At 61.4% G+C, this 15,762-nt stretch carries 13 protein-coding genes; 10 read left to right on the forward strand and 3 right to left on the reverse strand.

From position 1 onward, the window contains the following. Position 1 precedes the first annotated feature (1 nt). Positions 2 to 3,340, reverse strand: coding sequence for a hypothetical protein (locus tag AB4Z24_RS14555; RefSeq protein ID WP_441709294.1), 3,339 nt, complete (start codon positions 3,338 to 3,340; stop codon positions 2 to 4). Between the two features lie 308 nt (positions 3,341 to 3,648). On the opposite strand from AB4Z24_RS14555, the gene AB4Z24_RS14560 reads away from it, so the two are divergent. The 6 genes from AB4Z24_RS14560 (at position 3,649) to AB4Z24_RS14585 (ending at position 9,566) form a co-directional block, all read left to right on the forward strand. After that, on the forward strand, positions 3,649 to 4,140 hold the full coding sequence (locus tag AB4Z24_RS14560) for a Fur family transcriptional regulator (protein WP_441709296.1): 492 nt from the start codon (positions 3,649 to 3,651) through the stop codon (positions 4,138 to 4,140). Between the two features lie 45 nt (positions 4,141 to 4,185). After that, positions 4,186 to 5,103, forward strand: coding sequence for an ATP-binding cassette domain-containing protein (locus AB4Z24_RS14565; RefSeq protein ID WP_441709298.1), 918 nt, complete (start codon positions 4,186 to 4,188; stop codon positions 5,101 to 5,103). Continuing rightward, positions 5,104 to 5,907, forward strand: coding sequence for a metal ABC transporter permease (locus AB4Z24_RS14570; RefSeq protein ID WP_441709300.1), 804 nt, complete (start codon positions 5,104 to 5,106; stop codon positions 5,905 to 5,907). A 34-nt stretch (positions 5,908 to 5,941) separates the two neighbouring features. Next, positions 5,942 to 7,207 carry a flavodoxin-dependent (E)-4-hydroxy-3-methylbut-2-enyl-diphosphate synthase gene (ispG, locus tag AB4Z24_RS14575; RefSeq protein ID WP_441709302.1) on the forward strand — a complete coding sequence of 422 codons (1,266 nt, stop codon included), beginning with the start codon at positions 5,942 to 5,944 and terminating at the stop codon, positions 7,205 to 7,207. Between the two features lie 237 nt (positions 7,208 to 7,444). Then, positions 7,445 to 8,767, forward strand: a complete 1,323-nt coding sequence (locus AB4Z24_RS14580; protein WP_441709304.1) for a flavin-containing monooxygenase — start codon at positions 7,445 to 7,447, stop codon at positions 8,765 to 8,767. A 151-nt stretch (positions 8,768 to 8,918) separates the two neighbouring features. Beyond that, entirely contained in the window at positions 8,919 to 9,566 is a 648-nt protein-coding gene (locus AB4Z24_RS14585) for an outer membrane protein (RefSeq protein WP_441709306.1), read from the forward strand. 27 nt (positions 9,567 to 9,593) lie between these two features. On the opposite strand, the gene AB4Z24_RS14590 is transcribed toward AB4Z24_RS14585, so the two are convergent. Then, the gene (locus AB4Z24_RS14590) at positions 9,594 to 10,499 is read right to left on the reverse strand and encodes a polyprenyl synthetase family protein (protein WP_441709308.1); all 906 of its coding nucleotides are present in this window, start codon (positions 10,497 to 10,499) and stop codon (positions 9,594 to 9,596) included. Between the two features lie 581 nt (positions 10,500 to 11,080). On the opposite strand from AB4Z24_RS14590, the gene mtgA reads away from it, so the two are divergent. The 4 genes from mtgA to AB4Z24_RS14610 all read left to right on the forward strand — a co-directional run bounded on the left by mtgA (position 11,081) and on the right by AB4Z24_RS14610 (position 14,884). Continuing rightward, on the forward strand, positions 11,081 to 12,019 hold the full coding sequence (gene mtgA, locus AB4Z24_RS14595; RefSeq protein WP_441709310.1) for a monofunctional biosynthetic peptidoglycan transglycosylase: 939 nt from the start codon (positions 11,081 to 11,083) through the stop codon (positions 12,017 to 12,019). A gap of 176 nt (positions 12,020 to 12,195) precedes the next feature. Next, the gene (rpmF, locus tag AB4Z24_RS14600; RefSeq protein WP_441709311.1) at positions 12,196 to 12,381 is read left to right on the forward strand and encodes a 50S ribosomal protein L32; all 186 of its coding nucleotides are present in this window, start codon (positions 12,196 to 12,198) and stop codon (positions 12,379 to 12,381) included. Between the two features lie 158 nt (positions 12,382 to 12,539). After that, positions 12,540 to 12,944: a hypothetical protein gene (locus tag AB4Z24_RS14605; protein WP_441709313.1), complete on the forward strand. Its 405-nt coding sequence runs from the start codon at positions 12,540 to 12,542 to the stop codon at positions 12,942 to 12,944. 161 nt (positions 12,945 to 13,105) lie between these two features. Next, entirely contained in the window at positions 13,106 to 14,884 is a 1,779-nt protein-coding gene (locus tag AB4Z24_RS14610) for an EAL domain-containing protein (RefSeq protein ID WP_441709315.1), read from the forward strand. A 40-nt stretch (positions 14,885 to 14,924) separates the two neighbouring features. Here AB4Z24_RS14610 and phaR read toward each other — a convergent pair whose 3' ends face one another. After that, positions 14,925 to 15,569, reverse strand: a complete 645-nt coding sequence (phaR, locus tag AB4Z24_RS14615; RefSeq protein WP_441709316.1) for a polyhydroxyalkanoate synthesis repressor PhaR — start codon at positions 15,567 to 15,569, stop codon at positions 14,925 to 14,927. Positions 15,570 to 15,762: the final 193 nt, after the last annotated feature.

Genomic DNA, 15,762 nt, shown 5'->3' on the forward strand with positions numbered 1-15,762 from the left:
CTCAGGCCTCGCCGTCGTCTTCCGGCGGATTGAAAGGCCTGTTCATCAGATTGCGATAATCCGAGCCCGAGCGAATAGCCAGGCGCTGGCGGATCTCGTCCCATGACCGTGGATTGTCGAGATTGAGCTTGCCGAGCGCCTCGCGCACGTACTTGAGCTGATCCTTGAGATCTTGCTCGCCGTGCGCCAGGCCATCGTCTGGCTGCGCCGCAGCCTCGAGTTCTTCGATCAGGTAGGTGATGAGGCCCGTTTCAGGGAACAACATGTAGAGCGGGAGGTCGTCGCGGACTCGTCCGTCCGTGCCCTCGAGAAGCGATTGTTTGCGCTCGTCCCCATCAATCTCGCTGCGCAGGCGCGAGTACACCTCGCTCAAAATGCGGTCCTGCTCATTCTGGAATTCGCGCAGCAGGTAGCCGAGGTTTTCGTTTTTCTTGCTGTGCGAGTTGAGCGCTTTCCACGCTTCCAAAATCGCATCGCGCGACTGCGGCAGGTTCAAACGCTTGTCGACGATATCGGACCGGAGATGAATCGCTTCGAGCAGGCACTCGCGATAATAGGCGATGAGCTGCTGGCGTTCCTGTTGGCTCAACGGTTGGACGCGAGGCAACGCTGGCTGCTCACGCCGCCGTTCGATCTCCGGAACGTTTCCTTTGGCCAACGGTAGCTCTTGCTGTGTATCCCTTAGCACGCCGCCATCCAGCGCCGGGCGATACTGCACGCCTTCGAACCGTGCGCGCTCGTAGCCGTATCCTGAACTCTCAGGCGCCGTCGCCCGGATCGTGAGCAGCGTTTCGTAAAGCGCCGGGCGAATGTAGTAGCGATCATCGATCTTGACGTCGGGTGCCACCGCCTTGACGGCTGCACCGGCGTTCATCACACGGCGGACGACGCGTGAGTCGTAATCGTTGTTGATGTCCGTCAGCGTCACCATGGACGTGAAGCCTTCGGTTTCGCGGATCGGCTCGAGTGTGTTCAGCACGATCTCCGAATGCTCGCGCGGATGCGGCGCAAGCGCTGCGGAGACGAGCTGATCGAGGCGTGCCCGATCCTTGGCGGTCGCATCGGTCTTGAACTGCTTGTCGCAAACCGACGAGAGATATTCGCGCAACTCGCTGCGGACCCGGTAGCGCTCCGGATTATGGCTGACGGTCTCGACCGCGCCAATGTCCGCGCCAGCCGTCAGCACCATGCGGACGCGATCGGCTTGCGATCGCTCCATCGCGCTCAAATCCGCGAGCGCTGAAAATCCGTCCTGATTGGTGATCGGCCTGAGGGATGTCAGCGTCAGCCACGCCGTCTCATAGGGATGYGCACCGAGCGCGGCGTTGATCGTCGCTTCAAGCTGGGAGCCCGAGCGCGTCCTGAAACTCGGAATATCCGACAGCGGCGAACGCACGGCATTCGCCCCGAAAAGGCCCGACATGAAAATCAGCCCGTCGAGTCCGATCGCGATTGCGAGCGCGAGATACGCAAGCCGGTTCCCGTCCTGGAACGCGTTGAGCGTCACGACGAAGCGGTGGGCCTTGTCATCGCGTGCAAGCTCGATGTGATTGATATGCGTTCTGAGCGTGTCCGTGTCGGCGCTCGGGAGTGCGCTGTCCGCGAGACACCGCCGGGCGAACGCAAAGAGATCGTCTGTCGATTTGTTGGCGTTGAGTTTGTCGCCGCCCATACACGTATTCTCGAAAACTTTCGTACCGGCCTGCAGCGCAAACAGCGTCGTCGCCGCATCGGCCGTCGTTTTCGGATCGCAGTCGATGCTCGAAACGAGAGCCTTCGTTTCCGGAGTCGCCTGCATGGCGCTGCTGATGTCTCCGCACATCCGCTGGACGGCACCGAGATGTTCGACCGTCGGGTCGGCCCGGAACTCGGATTTCGTCTGTTCGAAGAGCGGCAGGATGCGCGTCGGATCGATCTTGGGACCGGCGTCGGTCTCGGTGCTGCTCTCGGCGAGCTTGATGCGCTGCTCGGCCGTTTCTGCTTCGCCCTTGTACTTGGCGAGATCGCCGTCGAGCGTCGCCAGTTCGCGATCGACGGCTGAAAGCCGGGATTCGACTCCTGAGAGGCGCTTCTGCGCGTCCTTCATGCGCTCCTGGGCAATCTGCACGGTTGCCTGAAGCTGGCCAAGCTCGTCCATCCGCTGACGGTAGAGCGGCCCGCGGCCGGCCTTGCCGCTGCCTTCAACGCCTTTGTCCTCGGCCAGCGCTTCGACGCGCTTGGCATCGACATCGCGGAGCTTCGCGTCATAATCAGTTTTCTTCGCCGCATAATCGGCAGCAAGCTCGGGCCGCTGCGCCGCGAGGTTCGACTTCTCATCCGTGAGCGATGTCTTGCGATTGGCCAATCCGGCTTGGCCCGCCTGCGCGGAGGAAATCCGCTCCTGCTGTTCCTTGACCGCGCGCCGGCGCTCTTCGATTTGATCGTTGACGTACCGCTCGATCACGCCCTGCGATTGGGTGGCAGCTTTCGTGATGTTCTCGAGCTGCTGTTCGTAGCCCTTCCACGCACCCGTCGTGAAAAGCTCTTCGGCAAGGCTCGCCCGGCGCGTCGCGATCGCCTGCTCGATGTCGGTAATGATACCGGAGACTTGGTTCTGCGCGCGGAGTTCCGCCGCTCGCACACGCTCCGACGGCGGAAAGATCGCAGTAAAGAAGCTGTCGAACGAGAAAAAGACGCTCGTCGCCATGCAGGCGAGGAACATCACCCAAAGCATCGAATTCCGGATGATGACGCGCAACACCTGCACGTAGGGCCGCACCAGATCGCTCGCGGCATAGAGTGCGAAGAGCGCGAAAAGCAGGAGGCCCGCCCCGAACATCAGGAACTTGTCGCTGGTAGCTGACCAGTTGATGTCCTCGACGCCAGCGTGTTTGCCGTCGCTCGGGCCTGACCATTGCAGGAAGAGAACAAAACCCGTAATGAAGAGCAGGAGACCGATGAACGAGCCGATCCACGGCTGCGCGGCGCTGCTGACGAGTGAGGATTGCCCCGGCCGCGCGCGCGAATTCATTCCGGTCGCGAAGCTCTCGCCGATCAGCCAGGCGACGATCAGCATGATGCCTTGAATGCCGAACGTCACCATGCCGGAGAGCAGGGGCTCGCCGGTGAAATTGTACATTCCTTCCCAGGTACGCCAGCCGGCCGCAGCCGATAGGACGATGCCGGTCGCGCCGAGCAGCGCCAGCCGCCAGTTCGAGAAAACGGTCTCTTCGATGGCGGTTCGGATGCGCCGGGCGACCCGGGTGCGAAGGAGGAGGGCGATGGTGCACGCCAGGAAAACGGCGATGCCGAGCGGCCGGGCGTTCTCCGCCAGCCTGTCGATCAGAAACTTCACGTCCATGCTGAAAACGGTCCCAGCCTAGTGTTCCTGGCGAATCGCGTTCTGCGTCGCTTAATGATTGCGCGGCCGAGCCGGCCAATTGGCGGCAACATTAAGACGAAATGTGCTCATCGCATGAACTTCTCTTTAGAATTCGGAAGTTGGATCGTTAACGGCAGGGGGTCAAGCGCCTAGCTGCGCCGCACAAAAAGCGCAGCGCCGCCTTGAACCGAATGGCGGGTAATCACGACATGTTATATTGTCCGGCCGCCTGAGAGTTCAAAGCGCCGAGCGTTTGAAGGGCGGCAGGCCGGGCCTAGGGGACTGTCATGGTAACAACAGCATCCGACGAACAACGCGCCCGCGAGCGGGTCAAAACCTCGGTCGAGCAGGCGACAGCCATCTTCGCGGAAAAGAACATCAGGTTCACCGACCTCCGCCGCAAGGTGTTCGAGGAGATTGCTTCGACGCTTGCGAGTGTCGGCGCCTATGAGGTACTCGATCGGCTCGCCAAAAAAGGCACGAGGCTCGCGCCGATTTCGGTCTACAGGGCTTTGGACGCGCTGCTCGAGGCAGGCGTCGTCCATCGGCTCGAAAGCAAGAACGCGTATTTCGCCTGCCGCCGCTTGCACCAGCCAAGAACCGGCCGCCGTCCGATGTTCTTGAGCTGCGAGAAATGCGGTGTTGTGCAGGAGGTCGATGGCGACGATATCTTCCACGCCATCGATACCGCGGCCGAAGGCGCCAAGTTTGAACCGCGCGTGCGCTTTGTCGAAGTCTCTGGAACGTGCCAGGACTGTGCAGCGCGCCGCAAGGCATAAGCCGCCGAGGCTCGTCGCAAGGCCTTCGGGCATGGAGAAACACGTTTGTCACCCCGTGATGCACCAGGAATGCCGGCGCCGAACGGCAATGGTTCGTGTAATACCGCGGCCGTTCCGTGCAGCTGTGGTCACAACCACGGCCACCAGCCGTTTGCCGGGGAACCCGCGAGCGAGCCCGATCTTGATGCGCTGATTTCTGCGCGCGGTCTTTCGATGTGGCGCGGCAGCCGCGAGGTGCTGACGGACATCAATCTCGATGTGAGGCGCGGCGAGATCGTCACGCTGATCGGACCGAACGGCGCCGGCAAGACGACGCTCGTGCGCATTCTGCTCGGCATCGAGCAACCGGACGCCGGTCGCGTCGTAAAGCCGGCATCGACGCGCATCGGCTACGTCCCGCAGCGCTTCGAAGTCGACTCGGCGATCCCGATGACCGTCGGCTCCTTCCTCACCCTCGGTGAGCATGCAACTCTGAAAGACATCAAGTCCGCGCTCGAAGAAACCGGTGCCGCGAAGACGATCGGTCAGCAGCTGTCGAAATTGTCCGGCGGCGAAACCCAACGGGTCTTGATCGCCCGCGCGCTTCTCCGTAAGCCGAACCTTCTCATCCTCGATGAGCCCGCGAGCGGCGTCGATTTTACCGGCGAGGCCGACCTCTACGATCTGATCGACCGCCTGCGGGCCAACCACAACCTCGGTGTTCTTCTGGTGTCGCACGATCTCCATGTCGTCATGGCGCGCAGCGATCGCGTGATTTGCGTCAACGGCCACGTCTGTTGCTCCGGCAAGCCCGAGGACGTGTCCCAGCACGCCGCCTATGCGCGCATCTTCGGGCCGCAAGCCGCCTCTGCCTTGGGCGTCTACCGCCATCATCACGATCATCGGCACGATCTGGCGGGCGAACCGGAACCTCTCGCGCCGGTCCCGTCTACGGACGTGCCGCCTCAAGGGCGAGGCACCTGAGTGCTTGCTTGGCCCGAGCCGTTCGTCTGGCGCGCCTTATTCGCCGCGCTCGGACTGGCAATCATCGCAGCGCCCCTCGGCTGCATCGTCGTCTGGAGACGGATGTCCTACGTCGGCGAGACTCTCTCGCAGGCAGGCCTTCTCGGCGTCGCGCTCGGCCTCGCCGCGAATATCGATCTGACGCTGGCGGTCATTCTCGCCGCCATCGCCGCTGCCGGCGTTTTGACGCTACTCTCCCGCCAGCAAATGGTGCCGCTCGATTCCGCGCTCGGCCTGATGCACCACGCGACGCTAGCCCTCGGTATCGCGGCAATCGCGCTCGTGAAGGGGCCTGCGATCGATCTGATGAGTTATCTCTTTGGCGATGTCTTTGCCGTCACCAAAAACGATCTCTACTGGATCTACGGCGGCGGCGCGGTCGTCGTCGCCATCACCCTTTACCTGTGGCAGCCTCTCGTGCGCCTTTCGTTGCACGAGGATCTGGCGACGGCTGAGGGCATCAACCCGCGGCTTCCCCGGGCGGCGTTCGACCTTCTACTGGCGGTTGTCATTGCGGTAGCCATGAAGATCGTCGGCATTTTGCTCGTGATGGCCTTCCTCGTTGTCCCCGCCGTTGCTGCTCGGCCACTATCCGAGACTCCCGAGAGAATGGCGTTCCTGGCCGCAGTGCTGGCCATTTTGGGCGTCATCCTCGGTCTTTGGCTGTCGCTTTGGAGCGACGCGCCGGGCGGCCCCAGCATCGTCATAGCGCTGTGCACAATCGCGTCCATATCGCTTCTGGCGGGAAGCCGCTTACGGCGCTAGAAGAAAGCCCACAGGGTTTGGAAAGGCCTCTACGATGTCGCACGGCGGCAGCATCACGATGAAAGCCCGGCACGAGACCGTTGCCGTCAACGTCGGCAGCGTAAAGGTCGGCGGCGGCGCGCCGGTCGTCGTTCAGTCGATGACCAACACCGATACGGCGGATATCGCCGCGACGGTGAAGCAAGTGGCGGACCTGGCGCGAGCCGGCTCCGAGCTCGTCCGCATCACCGTCGATCGCGACGAAGCCGCCAAAGCCGTCCCCCACATTCGCGACCAGTTGCGCCAGCGCGGCGTCAACGTCCCGCTGATCGGCGATTTCCATTACATCGGTCACAAGCTTCTGGGCGATAACCCGGCCTGCGCCGAAGCCCTCGACAAGTACCGGATCAACCCCGGCAACGTCGGCTTCAAGGATAAGAAGGACCGGCAGTTCGGCGCCATCATCGAAACGGCGCTGAAGCACGGCAAGCCCGTACGCATCGGCGTCAACTGGGGCTCACTCGACGCCGAGCTGCTGACGCATCTGATGGACGAGAACGCCGGCTCTGCGTCGCCGAAATCGGCCCGCAGCGTCATGCACGAGGCGATGGTGCAGTCGGCTCTGCTCTCCGCCGAACGTGCCGAGGAAATGGGCCTCGGACGTGACAAGATCATCGTATCGGGCAAGGTATCGTCGGTGCAGGATCTCCTCGCCGTCTATGCGATGCTTGCCGATCGCAGCCGCTATGCGCTTCACCTCGGCCTCACCGAAGCGGGCATGGGCTCGAAGGGAATCGTCGCCTCGTCGGCAGCGCTGGGCATACTTCTGCAGCAGGGTATCGGCGACACGATCCGCTATTCGCTGACGCCGGAGCCGGGCGGCGATCGCGCGCAGGAAGTTCGGGCGGCGCAGGAACTGCTGCAGACGATGGGTCTGCGGTCGTTCGTTCCGGTCGTTGCCGCATGCCCCGGCTGCGGACGCACGACGTCCACCGTCTTCCAGGAACTCGCCCGCGACATCCAGGATATGATCCGCGATCGCATGCCGGATTGGAAAACCCAATATCCCGGCGTCGAGACGCTCAACTTCGCGGTTATGGGATGCATCGTGAACGGTCCCGGCGAAAGCAAGCATGCCGATGTCGGCATCTCGCTTCCGGGGACCGGCGAATCCCCTGCCGCCCCCGTTTTCATCGACGGCAAAAAGGCGATGACGCTCCGCGGACCGAATATCGCAGGTGATTTCAAAGCGATCGTTGAGGATTACATCCAGCGCCGTTTCGGAGTCGCGGAAATTGCCGGTGGCGCCGCCGCGGAGTGACAGGCAATCCACGCTAACCAAGAAATCGCCCGATATTTCTAGGCGCTAGCCGTATGGCAGGTATTCCGCCGCACTTTGCGACAATGGTGAACTCGCGTCCCGCTTCCCCGATGATGTATCGAGGAGACCGGCGCCAACCTCTTCGATAGTTACCACCATCTCCGAATGGACCCCCTTGCGCCTTGCGCAGTTTGCTAAAGAACGTGTGACCCAGCCACGACGAAGGAATTCCGGATAATGAGCGAAGGAATAAGCACGCTCGAACGCCACCTCGTCATCGGCGCAGGCCCCGTCGGCCTCGCGATGGCAGCAGCATTGAAGCGTCACGGTATTCCCTTCGACCTCGTCGACGCAGCATCGGGCGTAGGCGGCAACTGGCTCCATGGCGTCTATCGCCACGCGCACATCGTCTCATCGAAGAAGGCGACGGAATATACCGACTACCCGATGCCGGATGACTATCCGGATTTTCCGTCCGCCGATCAGATGCTCGCCTATCTGACGGCATACGCAAAAGATCGCGGAATTCTGAGTTCGAGTGAGTTCAATAAGGGTGTCGAGTCCGCGTCGACAGACGGTGCGGGCACCTGGATCGTGAAATTCGCCGACGGCGAGAAGCGCCAATACAAAGGCGTCGTCGTCTGCAACGGTCATCACTGGGACAAGCGCTATCCCGATTTTCCTGGCAAGTTCACGGGCGAAATTCTGCACTCCAAGGATTATGTCGGCCCCGAGCAGCTTGCTGACAAACGCGTGCTCGTGATCGGTGGCGGCAATTCCGGCGTCGATATGGCCTGCGATGCGGGCCGCTTCGGCAGCTCGTGCGATATCAGTCTAAAATCCGGCTATTGGTATCTGCCAAAGACATTCTTGGGACGCCCGCTGACGGATATTCCGATTTGGGGATTGCCGATATTCCTTCAGCGCGCGATTTTGAAATCGATTATCGCCGTCACCATCGGCGATTACCGCCGCTACGGCCTCCAATGGCCCGACCACAAGATTTTCGACCGGCACCCCGCATTTGGAACAGACCTTCTCAACGCCATCCGTCTCGGACGCGTCAATCCGCGGCCGGCGATCGATCATGTCGAAGGCAAGACCGTAACCTTCACCGATGGAACGACCGGCACGTACGACATCATCGTCGCGGCAACGGGCTTCAACACGTCGTTTCCGTTTCTCCGCGAAGGCCTCGTGAAGGTTCACCGCGGCGTCGTGCAGGTTTATGGCGGAGCCTTCCCTGCAGGCATCCGCGGGCTTTACATCGTCGGATGGGCTCAGGCCCGCAACGGCTTCGGCCGTCTCATCACGCCGCTGTCCGATCTCTATGCGCGCATGATTACATTGCAGGACGAGCTGACCCTTCCGCTAGGCACGCTGATGGAGAGTTCGTTCACGCAGCGGTTGCCGACGACGCATTTGGTAGATCCGGAGAAATCACGCCGCGAAATTCGCCTTGCCCACTGGATCTTGCCGCTGCTGAAGTTGCGCGACCGCCGCCTGGCTCGCAAGCAAAAGCTCAAATCCGATAAAAGCCGTCTTGCGGCACGCGCGTAGAGATTTCGGAAATACTCCGTTAGTGCCAAATTAATTATGCATAGCAGTTTCCACGTTTTGGCAATCCAATTGCCCAATTGGAAACCAATATCCCCTTAAGGACGTTAGTGGCTCAAGGATGGCCTGACGGTCTAAATACACGGGGTTCAAAATGAAATCGCTACCAGTCAAATCCGCGTTCGGCGGAGCCTTGCTTTCGCTCGCCGCAAGCAGCAGCGCCTGGGCCGCTGATCTCGGTCCTTATCAGCCCTATACGCCACCGCCGCAGGAGGTGCGCTACGACGCGCCTTCGATCTGGCAAGGCGCCTATGTCGGCATCAACGGCGGCTACGGATGGGCCAATTCGAATGTCACCGATTCTGAGGGCGGCTACGGTGGCGCCCAGGTCGGCTACAACTGGCAGCGCGGGCGTCTGGTGTTCGGTATCGAAGGCGACTTCCAGGGCGGCGATATCGGCGGCCGTACCACAACCGCCTTTGACGATACCGTCCGCTCCAACATCAACTGGTTCTCGACCGTGCGCGGTCGCGTCGGTATCGCGAGCGGACCTTGGCTCCTTTACGGCACGGGCGGCGTCGCGTTCGCTGACGTCGACACGCGCGTTCGCTTCTCCGACGGGGATCGTTGGAAGAGCTCGGGCACCCAGACTGGCTATGCCGTCGGCGGCGGTGTGGAATGGGCATTCGCTCAGAACTGGAGCGCCAAAGCCGAATATCTCTATGTCGGCTTGGGCGACGATGCGCTTGGCGTGAACCAAGACTTCCAGACGGTGCGCCTGGGTCTCAACTACAAGTTCTGAATTTGAACTGCCGCAGAGTCTCCCGCTCTAGCTTTCGCGACGGCCCATCAGTCGCGCAGCTTCGGCGAGGGGCTCTGCTTTGTTTCCGAATATCGACAGCGCATCGATGCCGGAGGCAATAGAGCGGTCAAGATAGCGACGCGCCTCCGCAATCCCGAGCATTCCGATCAACGTCGCTTTGCCAGCGGCGGCATCCTTGCCCGTTGCTTTGCCGACATCGGCGCTTGAGCCTTCCGCATCGAGCAGATCATCGCTGATCTGGAACGCCGCGCCGAGGTGCTCGCCGTAAGTTTTGAGGGCCGCGCGCTGTTCGGCGCTAGCGCCGCCCACGATCGCCCCCATTTCGCAGGCCGCCGTAATCAGCTTGCCGGTTTTCATTGCCTGCAATCGCATGACGTCCGAGATCGTCGGATCCGGGCGCGCGCCGAGCTTTCCAGCTTCGAGATCGAGAACCTGACCGCCGACCATACCGATAGAGCCCGAGGCAATCGCCAGAACGTGCACGAGCTCCGCCTGCGCCTTCGGATTGCTACGGCCCTTCGCTCCGCTGATCAGTTCGAACGCGAGCGCTTGCAGCGCGTCTCCGACCAGAATGGCTGTCCAGTCGTCGTAGGCCTTCCAGACGGTCGGGCGGCCGCGCCTCAACTCGTCGTTGTCCATCGCGGGAAGGTCATCGTGGACCAGCGAATAGCAGTGGATGCATTCGAGCGCGGCCGCCGCCGGAAGGGCAGCCTCTTCACCGGCGCCGAACAGCGCGGCGCTGTGGAAGACGAGAAAGGGCCGGAAGCGCTTACCGCCGCCGAGAACCGCGTGACGAAGCGCCTCAGCCAGCCGGGGCGGCGTTCCCGCGGCCTCCTGCTCGGCAAGAACGGCGGCTAAATAGGCTTCTACGACTGTTGCCGAGTTGCCAAGCTGGACAAGAAACGGTGACACTGCCTTATGCTCTCCCCAGGGATCATTCCGCGGCTTAAACAAGGCCATGGTTTGGCGCTATGCCGGACCCGGTATCACACTGTCATCGATTGAATCAAAGCATGGATCGGCCGGACGGAACATCGGGCTCAACTGCCGCGCCCCTGACGCCACTCGGCGACAGTGACGACGTGCGGATGCCGCCCCGTCCAATCGCCGCGGCAGAATTCGGCGCGGCGCTCGCCCATTCGCTTGCCGTCGCACATGCGTCGACCTCGTCCGGCGCTGCAGCGACGGGCGAATACAACGCGATGCTCAGGACGGTATTGCCGGATCACCGGCGAGATCACTGGCAGCCGCCATTACCCCTTCCTCCGCGCGCCTTTTACGAGAGGCGCGAGCCAGTCGAACGAGCCTTCGAAACGGCGCCCTTGTTCGAGCCGCCGATTCCCGTACGGCCAGCGACAGAGCTGGAACAAGCACCAGAACCAGGCCTTCAACGGCTCGAACCGGCGGTAGCCAGCCCGATCGAACAGGCGGCGCCGGGCGGCGATGTGTTTTCGGAAATCGATGCCGAAGTTTCATCGCGCTCGCCCCCGGCCGTGGAAACGGTCGATCCGCCTGCTAAATCCGACGCCGTTCCGATCGCGCACGACATCGCACTGCCCGATGCCACAGAGCCGGCGAAAGAGTTTCTCGGCCAAACGGTGCCTCAGCGGATGCTGGAGCCGCGTTTGTGGGCGCCCCCGCCGCCACCGGCCTTCGACGGTCTGACCATCGATCCATCGATGCGACCGGACTTGCCACCGGCGCCGAAGGAACTGCCGGTCCCGAAAAATCGAAGCTCGTTCTTCAAGCGATCAATCAAGCTTTTGGCAGGAATTGCCGTTGGCTGGCTCGCGCTCGTGCTGCTGCTGATCCTCGTCTACCGCTTCGTCAATCCGCCGGCTTCAGCACTGATGGCCCAGCAATGGATCACCGGCGAAACGGTTTATCAAAAGTGGGTGGCGATCGAGGACATGTCGCCGAATATCGTCCGCGCCGTCCTGCTGAGCGAGGACGGTCGCTTCTGTCAGCATTCCGGCATCGACTTCGAGGCCCTGGAGGAGGCGGTTGAACGAGCAGGCAGTGGATCGCTGCGTGGCGGCGGCGCCAGCACCATCTCGATGCAGGTCGTCAAGAACATGTTCCTCTGGCCGTCGAAGAGCTATCTGCGCAAAGCGATCGAGCTGCCGTTGACCTACGTGATGGAACTCGTCTGGTCAAAGCACCGCATCATGGAGGTTTACCTGAACATCGCCGAATGGGGCCCCGGTATCTTCGGGGTCGGTGCGGCGTCCGAATTCCATTTCCGGAAGTCGGCCCGAAACCTGTCCGAACGGGACGCGGCCCGGCTCGCTGTCGCGCTGCCTAACCCATTGGTGCGCAACGCCGGAAAGCCTGGGCCCGGCCTCCAGCGGCTCGCCAACGCCATCCAGGTGCGCATGCGGCTGGCCCCCTCCAGCCAGCTGGCCTGCGTCCTGCCGAAGCGGCGGCTTTAAAGGTTTCGTGGGGGGGACTGGCATTTCTTCGACAACTTGCGTATAAGCGCCGCCCAAGGTACCGAGCGCCCGGAAACGGCGCCGCCGGTTTATCCAGCGATTTGAGATAGGCTTTCCCGCCGCTCGTTCGGCGGCCCGACCGCTTTGGCGGCGGTTGTCACATTTGGAGCAAGACGATGGCAGTTCCGCGCAAAAAGACGTCCCCCATGAAGCGGGGCCAGCGTCGTTCTCACGATGCCCTCACGGCGAACGCCTACGTCGAGGACAAGGACAGCGGCGAGCGTCGCCGCCCGCACCACATTGATCTGAAGTCGGGCAAGTACCGTGGCCGGCAGATCCTGCCGCCCACAGCCGAAGAATAAGAAGATCGCGCTCCTTCGGATGAACTTTCAGGCGCCGTTGCCAACGCAGCGGCGCCTATTGCCTTTTGCCGGCCACCGTTGCTTGGCAAAAGCCGTTTACCGTGCCAAAAAGCGCGGGCTCGCCCCCAGGGGGTGGTTAGATATTCAGGAGAGCCCTCATGTCCGTTAGAGCCATTCCGCTCTTGGTCCTCGCATTCATCCTTTACAATGCGATTGTCCTGACGATCGGGCCGGAGGCTCTGCACAACGAGATCTTCAGGGTCCACCTCTTGAGTGGCGGTGACTGGGCGTTCACCTGGGGCGACTTCATTTTGCTCGTCACCCTGGTCCTGCTCTTTATCGAGATCGTTAAATCAACGTTCACCACGACGTCGACGCTGATCGACCACGCGCTTTCGATGGTCGTCTTCATGGCGGTAGGGGCTGAGTTCCTGATGGTGCCGCAAGCCGCGACATCGGTCTTTTTCTTGATCTTGATCGCCACGCTCATTGACGTGATTGGCGGCTACACGATCGGCATCCGTGTCGCCCGCCGCGATCTCAACATTGGCGCCGACCAATAAGGTTATCGACGTTAAACATTTACGGGCCCCCGGGGCTTCATCCTTCGGCGCCCGTAAATGCGCGATTTTTGCGCTTGTGAAGCCGCCCGAATTGGTTTTCCCTTCAACTCGAGCACCCTCGACTTCCCGATATTCGAAGGGTAGCGGCGAGAGAGCAAAGGGTGACCGTGATTTCGGGACGTGACGCTGGCCGTGGATCTGAAGGCGCGCTGCCCGAGGACGAACCGCAATCCGCAGCTTCAGAAAAAAAAGATCCCCCCAAGGATTCCGAGGGGCTCGACCTCGTTGGCATTCTCTCGGCCGTCGAGGAAACCGCCTACGCGTGGGACCTTCGAACCGGTCGGATGGACTGGGAAAGCAATGCTCTCGAAATTCTCGGCGTCGGCGATCTAAGCACGATCGCGACGGGCGCCGCCTATCACGAGCTGATCGCGCCTGAGCATTTGAACATCCGCCTCCAAGCCTTTTCGCGCAGTGTTGGAGCCGACAATCTGCGCGGCGTTCCCTATCGCATTCAGTATCGGCTGCGCCCTGGTGGCCTGCGGAGCGGCAAGGAAGTGCGTCTGGAAGACCATGGACGATGGTGGCCCGGACCCGATGGGCATCCGCAGCTCGCGCGCGGCGTCGTCCGCATCGTCGACGACCAGTACCTTGAACAGCAGCGCCTTCTCGCGCGCAACGACATCGACGAGCTGACGGGTCAGCTCAATCGCATCCGCTTGACGCAAGCCCTCGGCACCGTGCTCTCGCGCTCCGAGCGCGATCGCCGTTCCAGCGCGTTTCTCATGATCTCGGTGAACAACCTGGCGGTCATCAACGAGACGTTCGGCCTCGAAGTCGGCGACGAGGTCATCGCCGAAGTCGGACGCCGCATTCGAGCCAAGCTACGTGGCGGCGATGTCATCGGCCGCTACTCCGCCAATAAATTCGGTCTCATCCTGATGAACTGCGGTGCCAACGCTGTGCACGCCGCAGCAGGGCGATTCATCGACTCCGTCCGCGATGCAACCATCAAGACTTCGGCTGCGCAGCTGTCGGCGACCATTTCCCTCGGCGGCGTCATCATCCCCGACCAGGCCAATTCCGTTCAAGACACGGTGAACTTCGCGCTCCGGACGCTGGATGTTGCCAAGTCGAAGCGCTTCGATTGCTTTGTGCTCTATGAGCCGTCACCAGCGGGTGAGGGAGCGCGCCTTCGCAACAAAACGATTGCGGAAGGTGTCGTCAGCGCCATCGATGAAAACCGCATGCGTCTCGTGCTTCAGCCGATGGTTTCGACGAGCAGCGGCAAGGCCGAGATCTACGAGGCGTTGCTGCGGATGGAGCGGCATGACGGCAGCCTCGTCTCCGCTGGCGAGTTCGTGCCCATCGCCGAACAGCTTGGCCTTGCGCGCCTCATCGATCGCAGAACTCTTGAACTGACGGTCGAGCTTTTGAAGAAACACCGCGAGCTTGTCTTGTCAGTCAACGTATCGGGTCTTACGTGCACCGATAGAGATTGGCTGAAGACGCTGCGCCGTCTGACCGCGAGCAATCCCGACGTTCTGCGAAGAATGATCGTGGAGATCACGGAAACTGTCGCGCTTCAGGAACTCGATCAGTCCGTCGCTTTCGTCGATACTCTGAAGGAACTCGGCTGCCGCGTCRCAATCGACGATTTCGGCGCGGGCTACACGTCCTTCAAAAATCTGAAGCTGCTCAAGGTCGATATGGTGAAGATCGACGGCGCGTTCGTGAGGAACATCGCCGACGATGCCAGCGACCAGATTTTCGTAAAAACGATGATCGAACTCGCGAAATCGTTGGGCGTGGAAACGGTCGCCGAATGCGTCGGCGACGAGCGCGCTGCAAAATACCTGATCGATGCAGGCGTTACGTACATGCAGGGCTATTACTACGGAATGCCCTTCGCAAGCTCCGACTACGTCAGAGCTGCCTGACACGCTGGGATGCGCATAGAGGTTTGACGCAGAGGCCCGCTTAGGGCCGCGACTGCGAGAGCTTTTCGATTTTCTGCTGCATGGCTGAGAGCTGCGACTTGAGCTCGCTCAGCTCGTCGCGATCGCCCGTCGTCTCGGTGCTTGCTGCCGCCGTTCCCGGAGCCTGGCCTTCGCCCGGCTTGCCGCCCTTGCCCGGCGTTCCAAACGACGCCCACATCGACATAGCCTGTTCGAACATGGCCATGTTCTGCCGGGCTTGCTGTTGGTAGAAATCGAATGCCGCCGCCGGGTTTGAGAAGGCCGACGCGAACTGTTCGCGAAAACGGCTCTGCTCTTTCGCGAGATGCTCGAGACTGAATTGCAGATAGCTCGGCACCATGCGGGCGATGCTGTCGTCGTAGAAGCGAATGAGCTGGCGAAGGAAAGGAATGGGCAGCAGCGCTTGCCCGCCTTCGCGGCTTTCCTGCTCGACGATGATCTGCGTCAGAACTGCGTGCGTCAGATCATCACCGTTCTTCGCGTCGTAAACCACGAAGTCGCGATCGCCGCGAACCATTTTCGCTAGATCTTCCAGCGTTACGTACGTACTGGTCTCGGTATTATAAAGCCGCCGATTAGCGTACTTTTTAATAACGACGGCCTCGCGCTTCGGGGCCTGTGTCTGCGGATCTGGATTGGTCAACATTGCGTTCGCGATCTCTCGACTAACGGCGGCTTACCGACAGGTTGTTGCACTGCGGCAGCGTACCACACCCTTACCCATCACCGCCAGACGTTTCTGTCACTCTTTTGGGCGGGGCCGAACCAATGCCGTCGGGCAGTATAGGCAAGAGGTCGCAATTGCTGAAAATAACCACGCACTGCAAAGTGGCTTTGCT

Source organism: Hyphomicrobium sp. 2TAF46, assembly GCF_052114865.1.
Taxonomy (GTDB): domain Bacteria; phylum Pseudomonadota; class Alphaproteobacteria; order Rhizobiales; family Hyphomicrobiaceae; genus Hyphomicrobium_B.

Excerpts from the sequence above, each read along its gene's own strand:
- AB4Z24_RS14560 (WP_441709296.1), top strand. The coding sequence starts at position 3,649 with ATGGTAACAACAGCATCCGACGAACAACGCGCCCGCGAGCGGGTCAAA.
- ispG (WP_441709302.1), top strand. The coding sequence starts at position 5,942 with ATGTCGCACGGCGGCAGCATCACGATGAAAGCCCGGCACGAGACCGTT.
- AB4Z24_RS14580 (WP_441709304.1), top strand. The coding sequence starts at position 7,445 with ATGAGCGAAGGAATAAGCACGCTCGAACGCCACCTCGTCATCGGCGCA.
- AB4Z24_RS14585 (WP_441709306.1), top strand. The coding sequence starts at position 8,919 with ATGAAATCGCTACCAGTCAAATCCGCGTTCGGCGGAGCCTTGCTTTCG.
- rpmF (WP_441709311.1), top strand. The coding sequence starts at position 12,196 with ATGGCAGTTCCGCGCAAAAAGACGTCCCCCATGAAGCGGGGCCAGCGT.
- AB4Z24_RS14605 (WP_441709313.1), top strand. The coding sequence starts at position 12,540 with ATGTCCGTTAGAGCCATTCCGCTCTTGGTCCTCGCATTCATCCTTTAC.
- phaR (WP_441709316.1), bottom strand. The coding sequence starts at position 15,569 with ATGTTGACCAATCCAGATCCGCAGACACAGGCCCCGAAGCGCGAGGCC.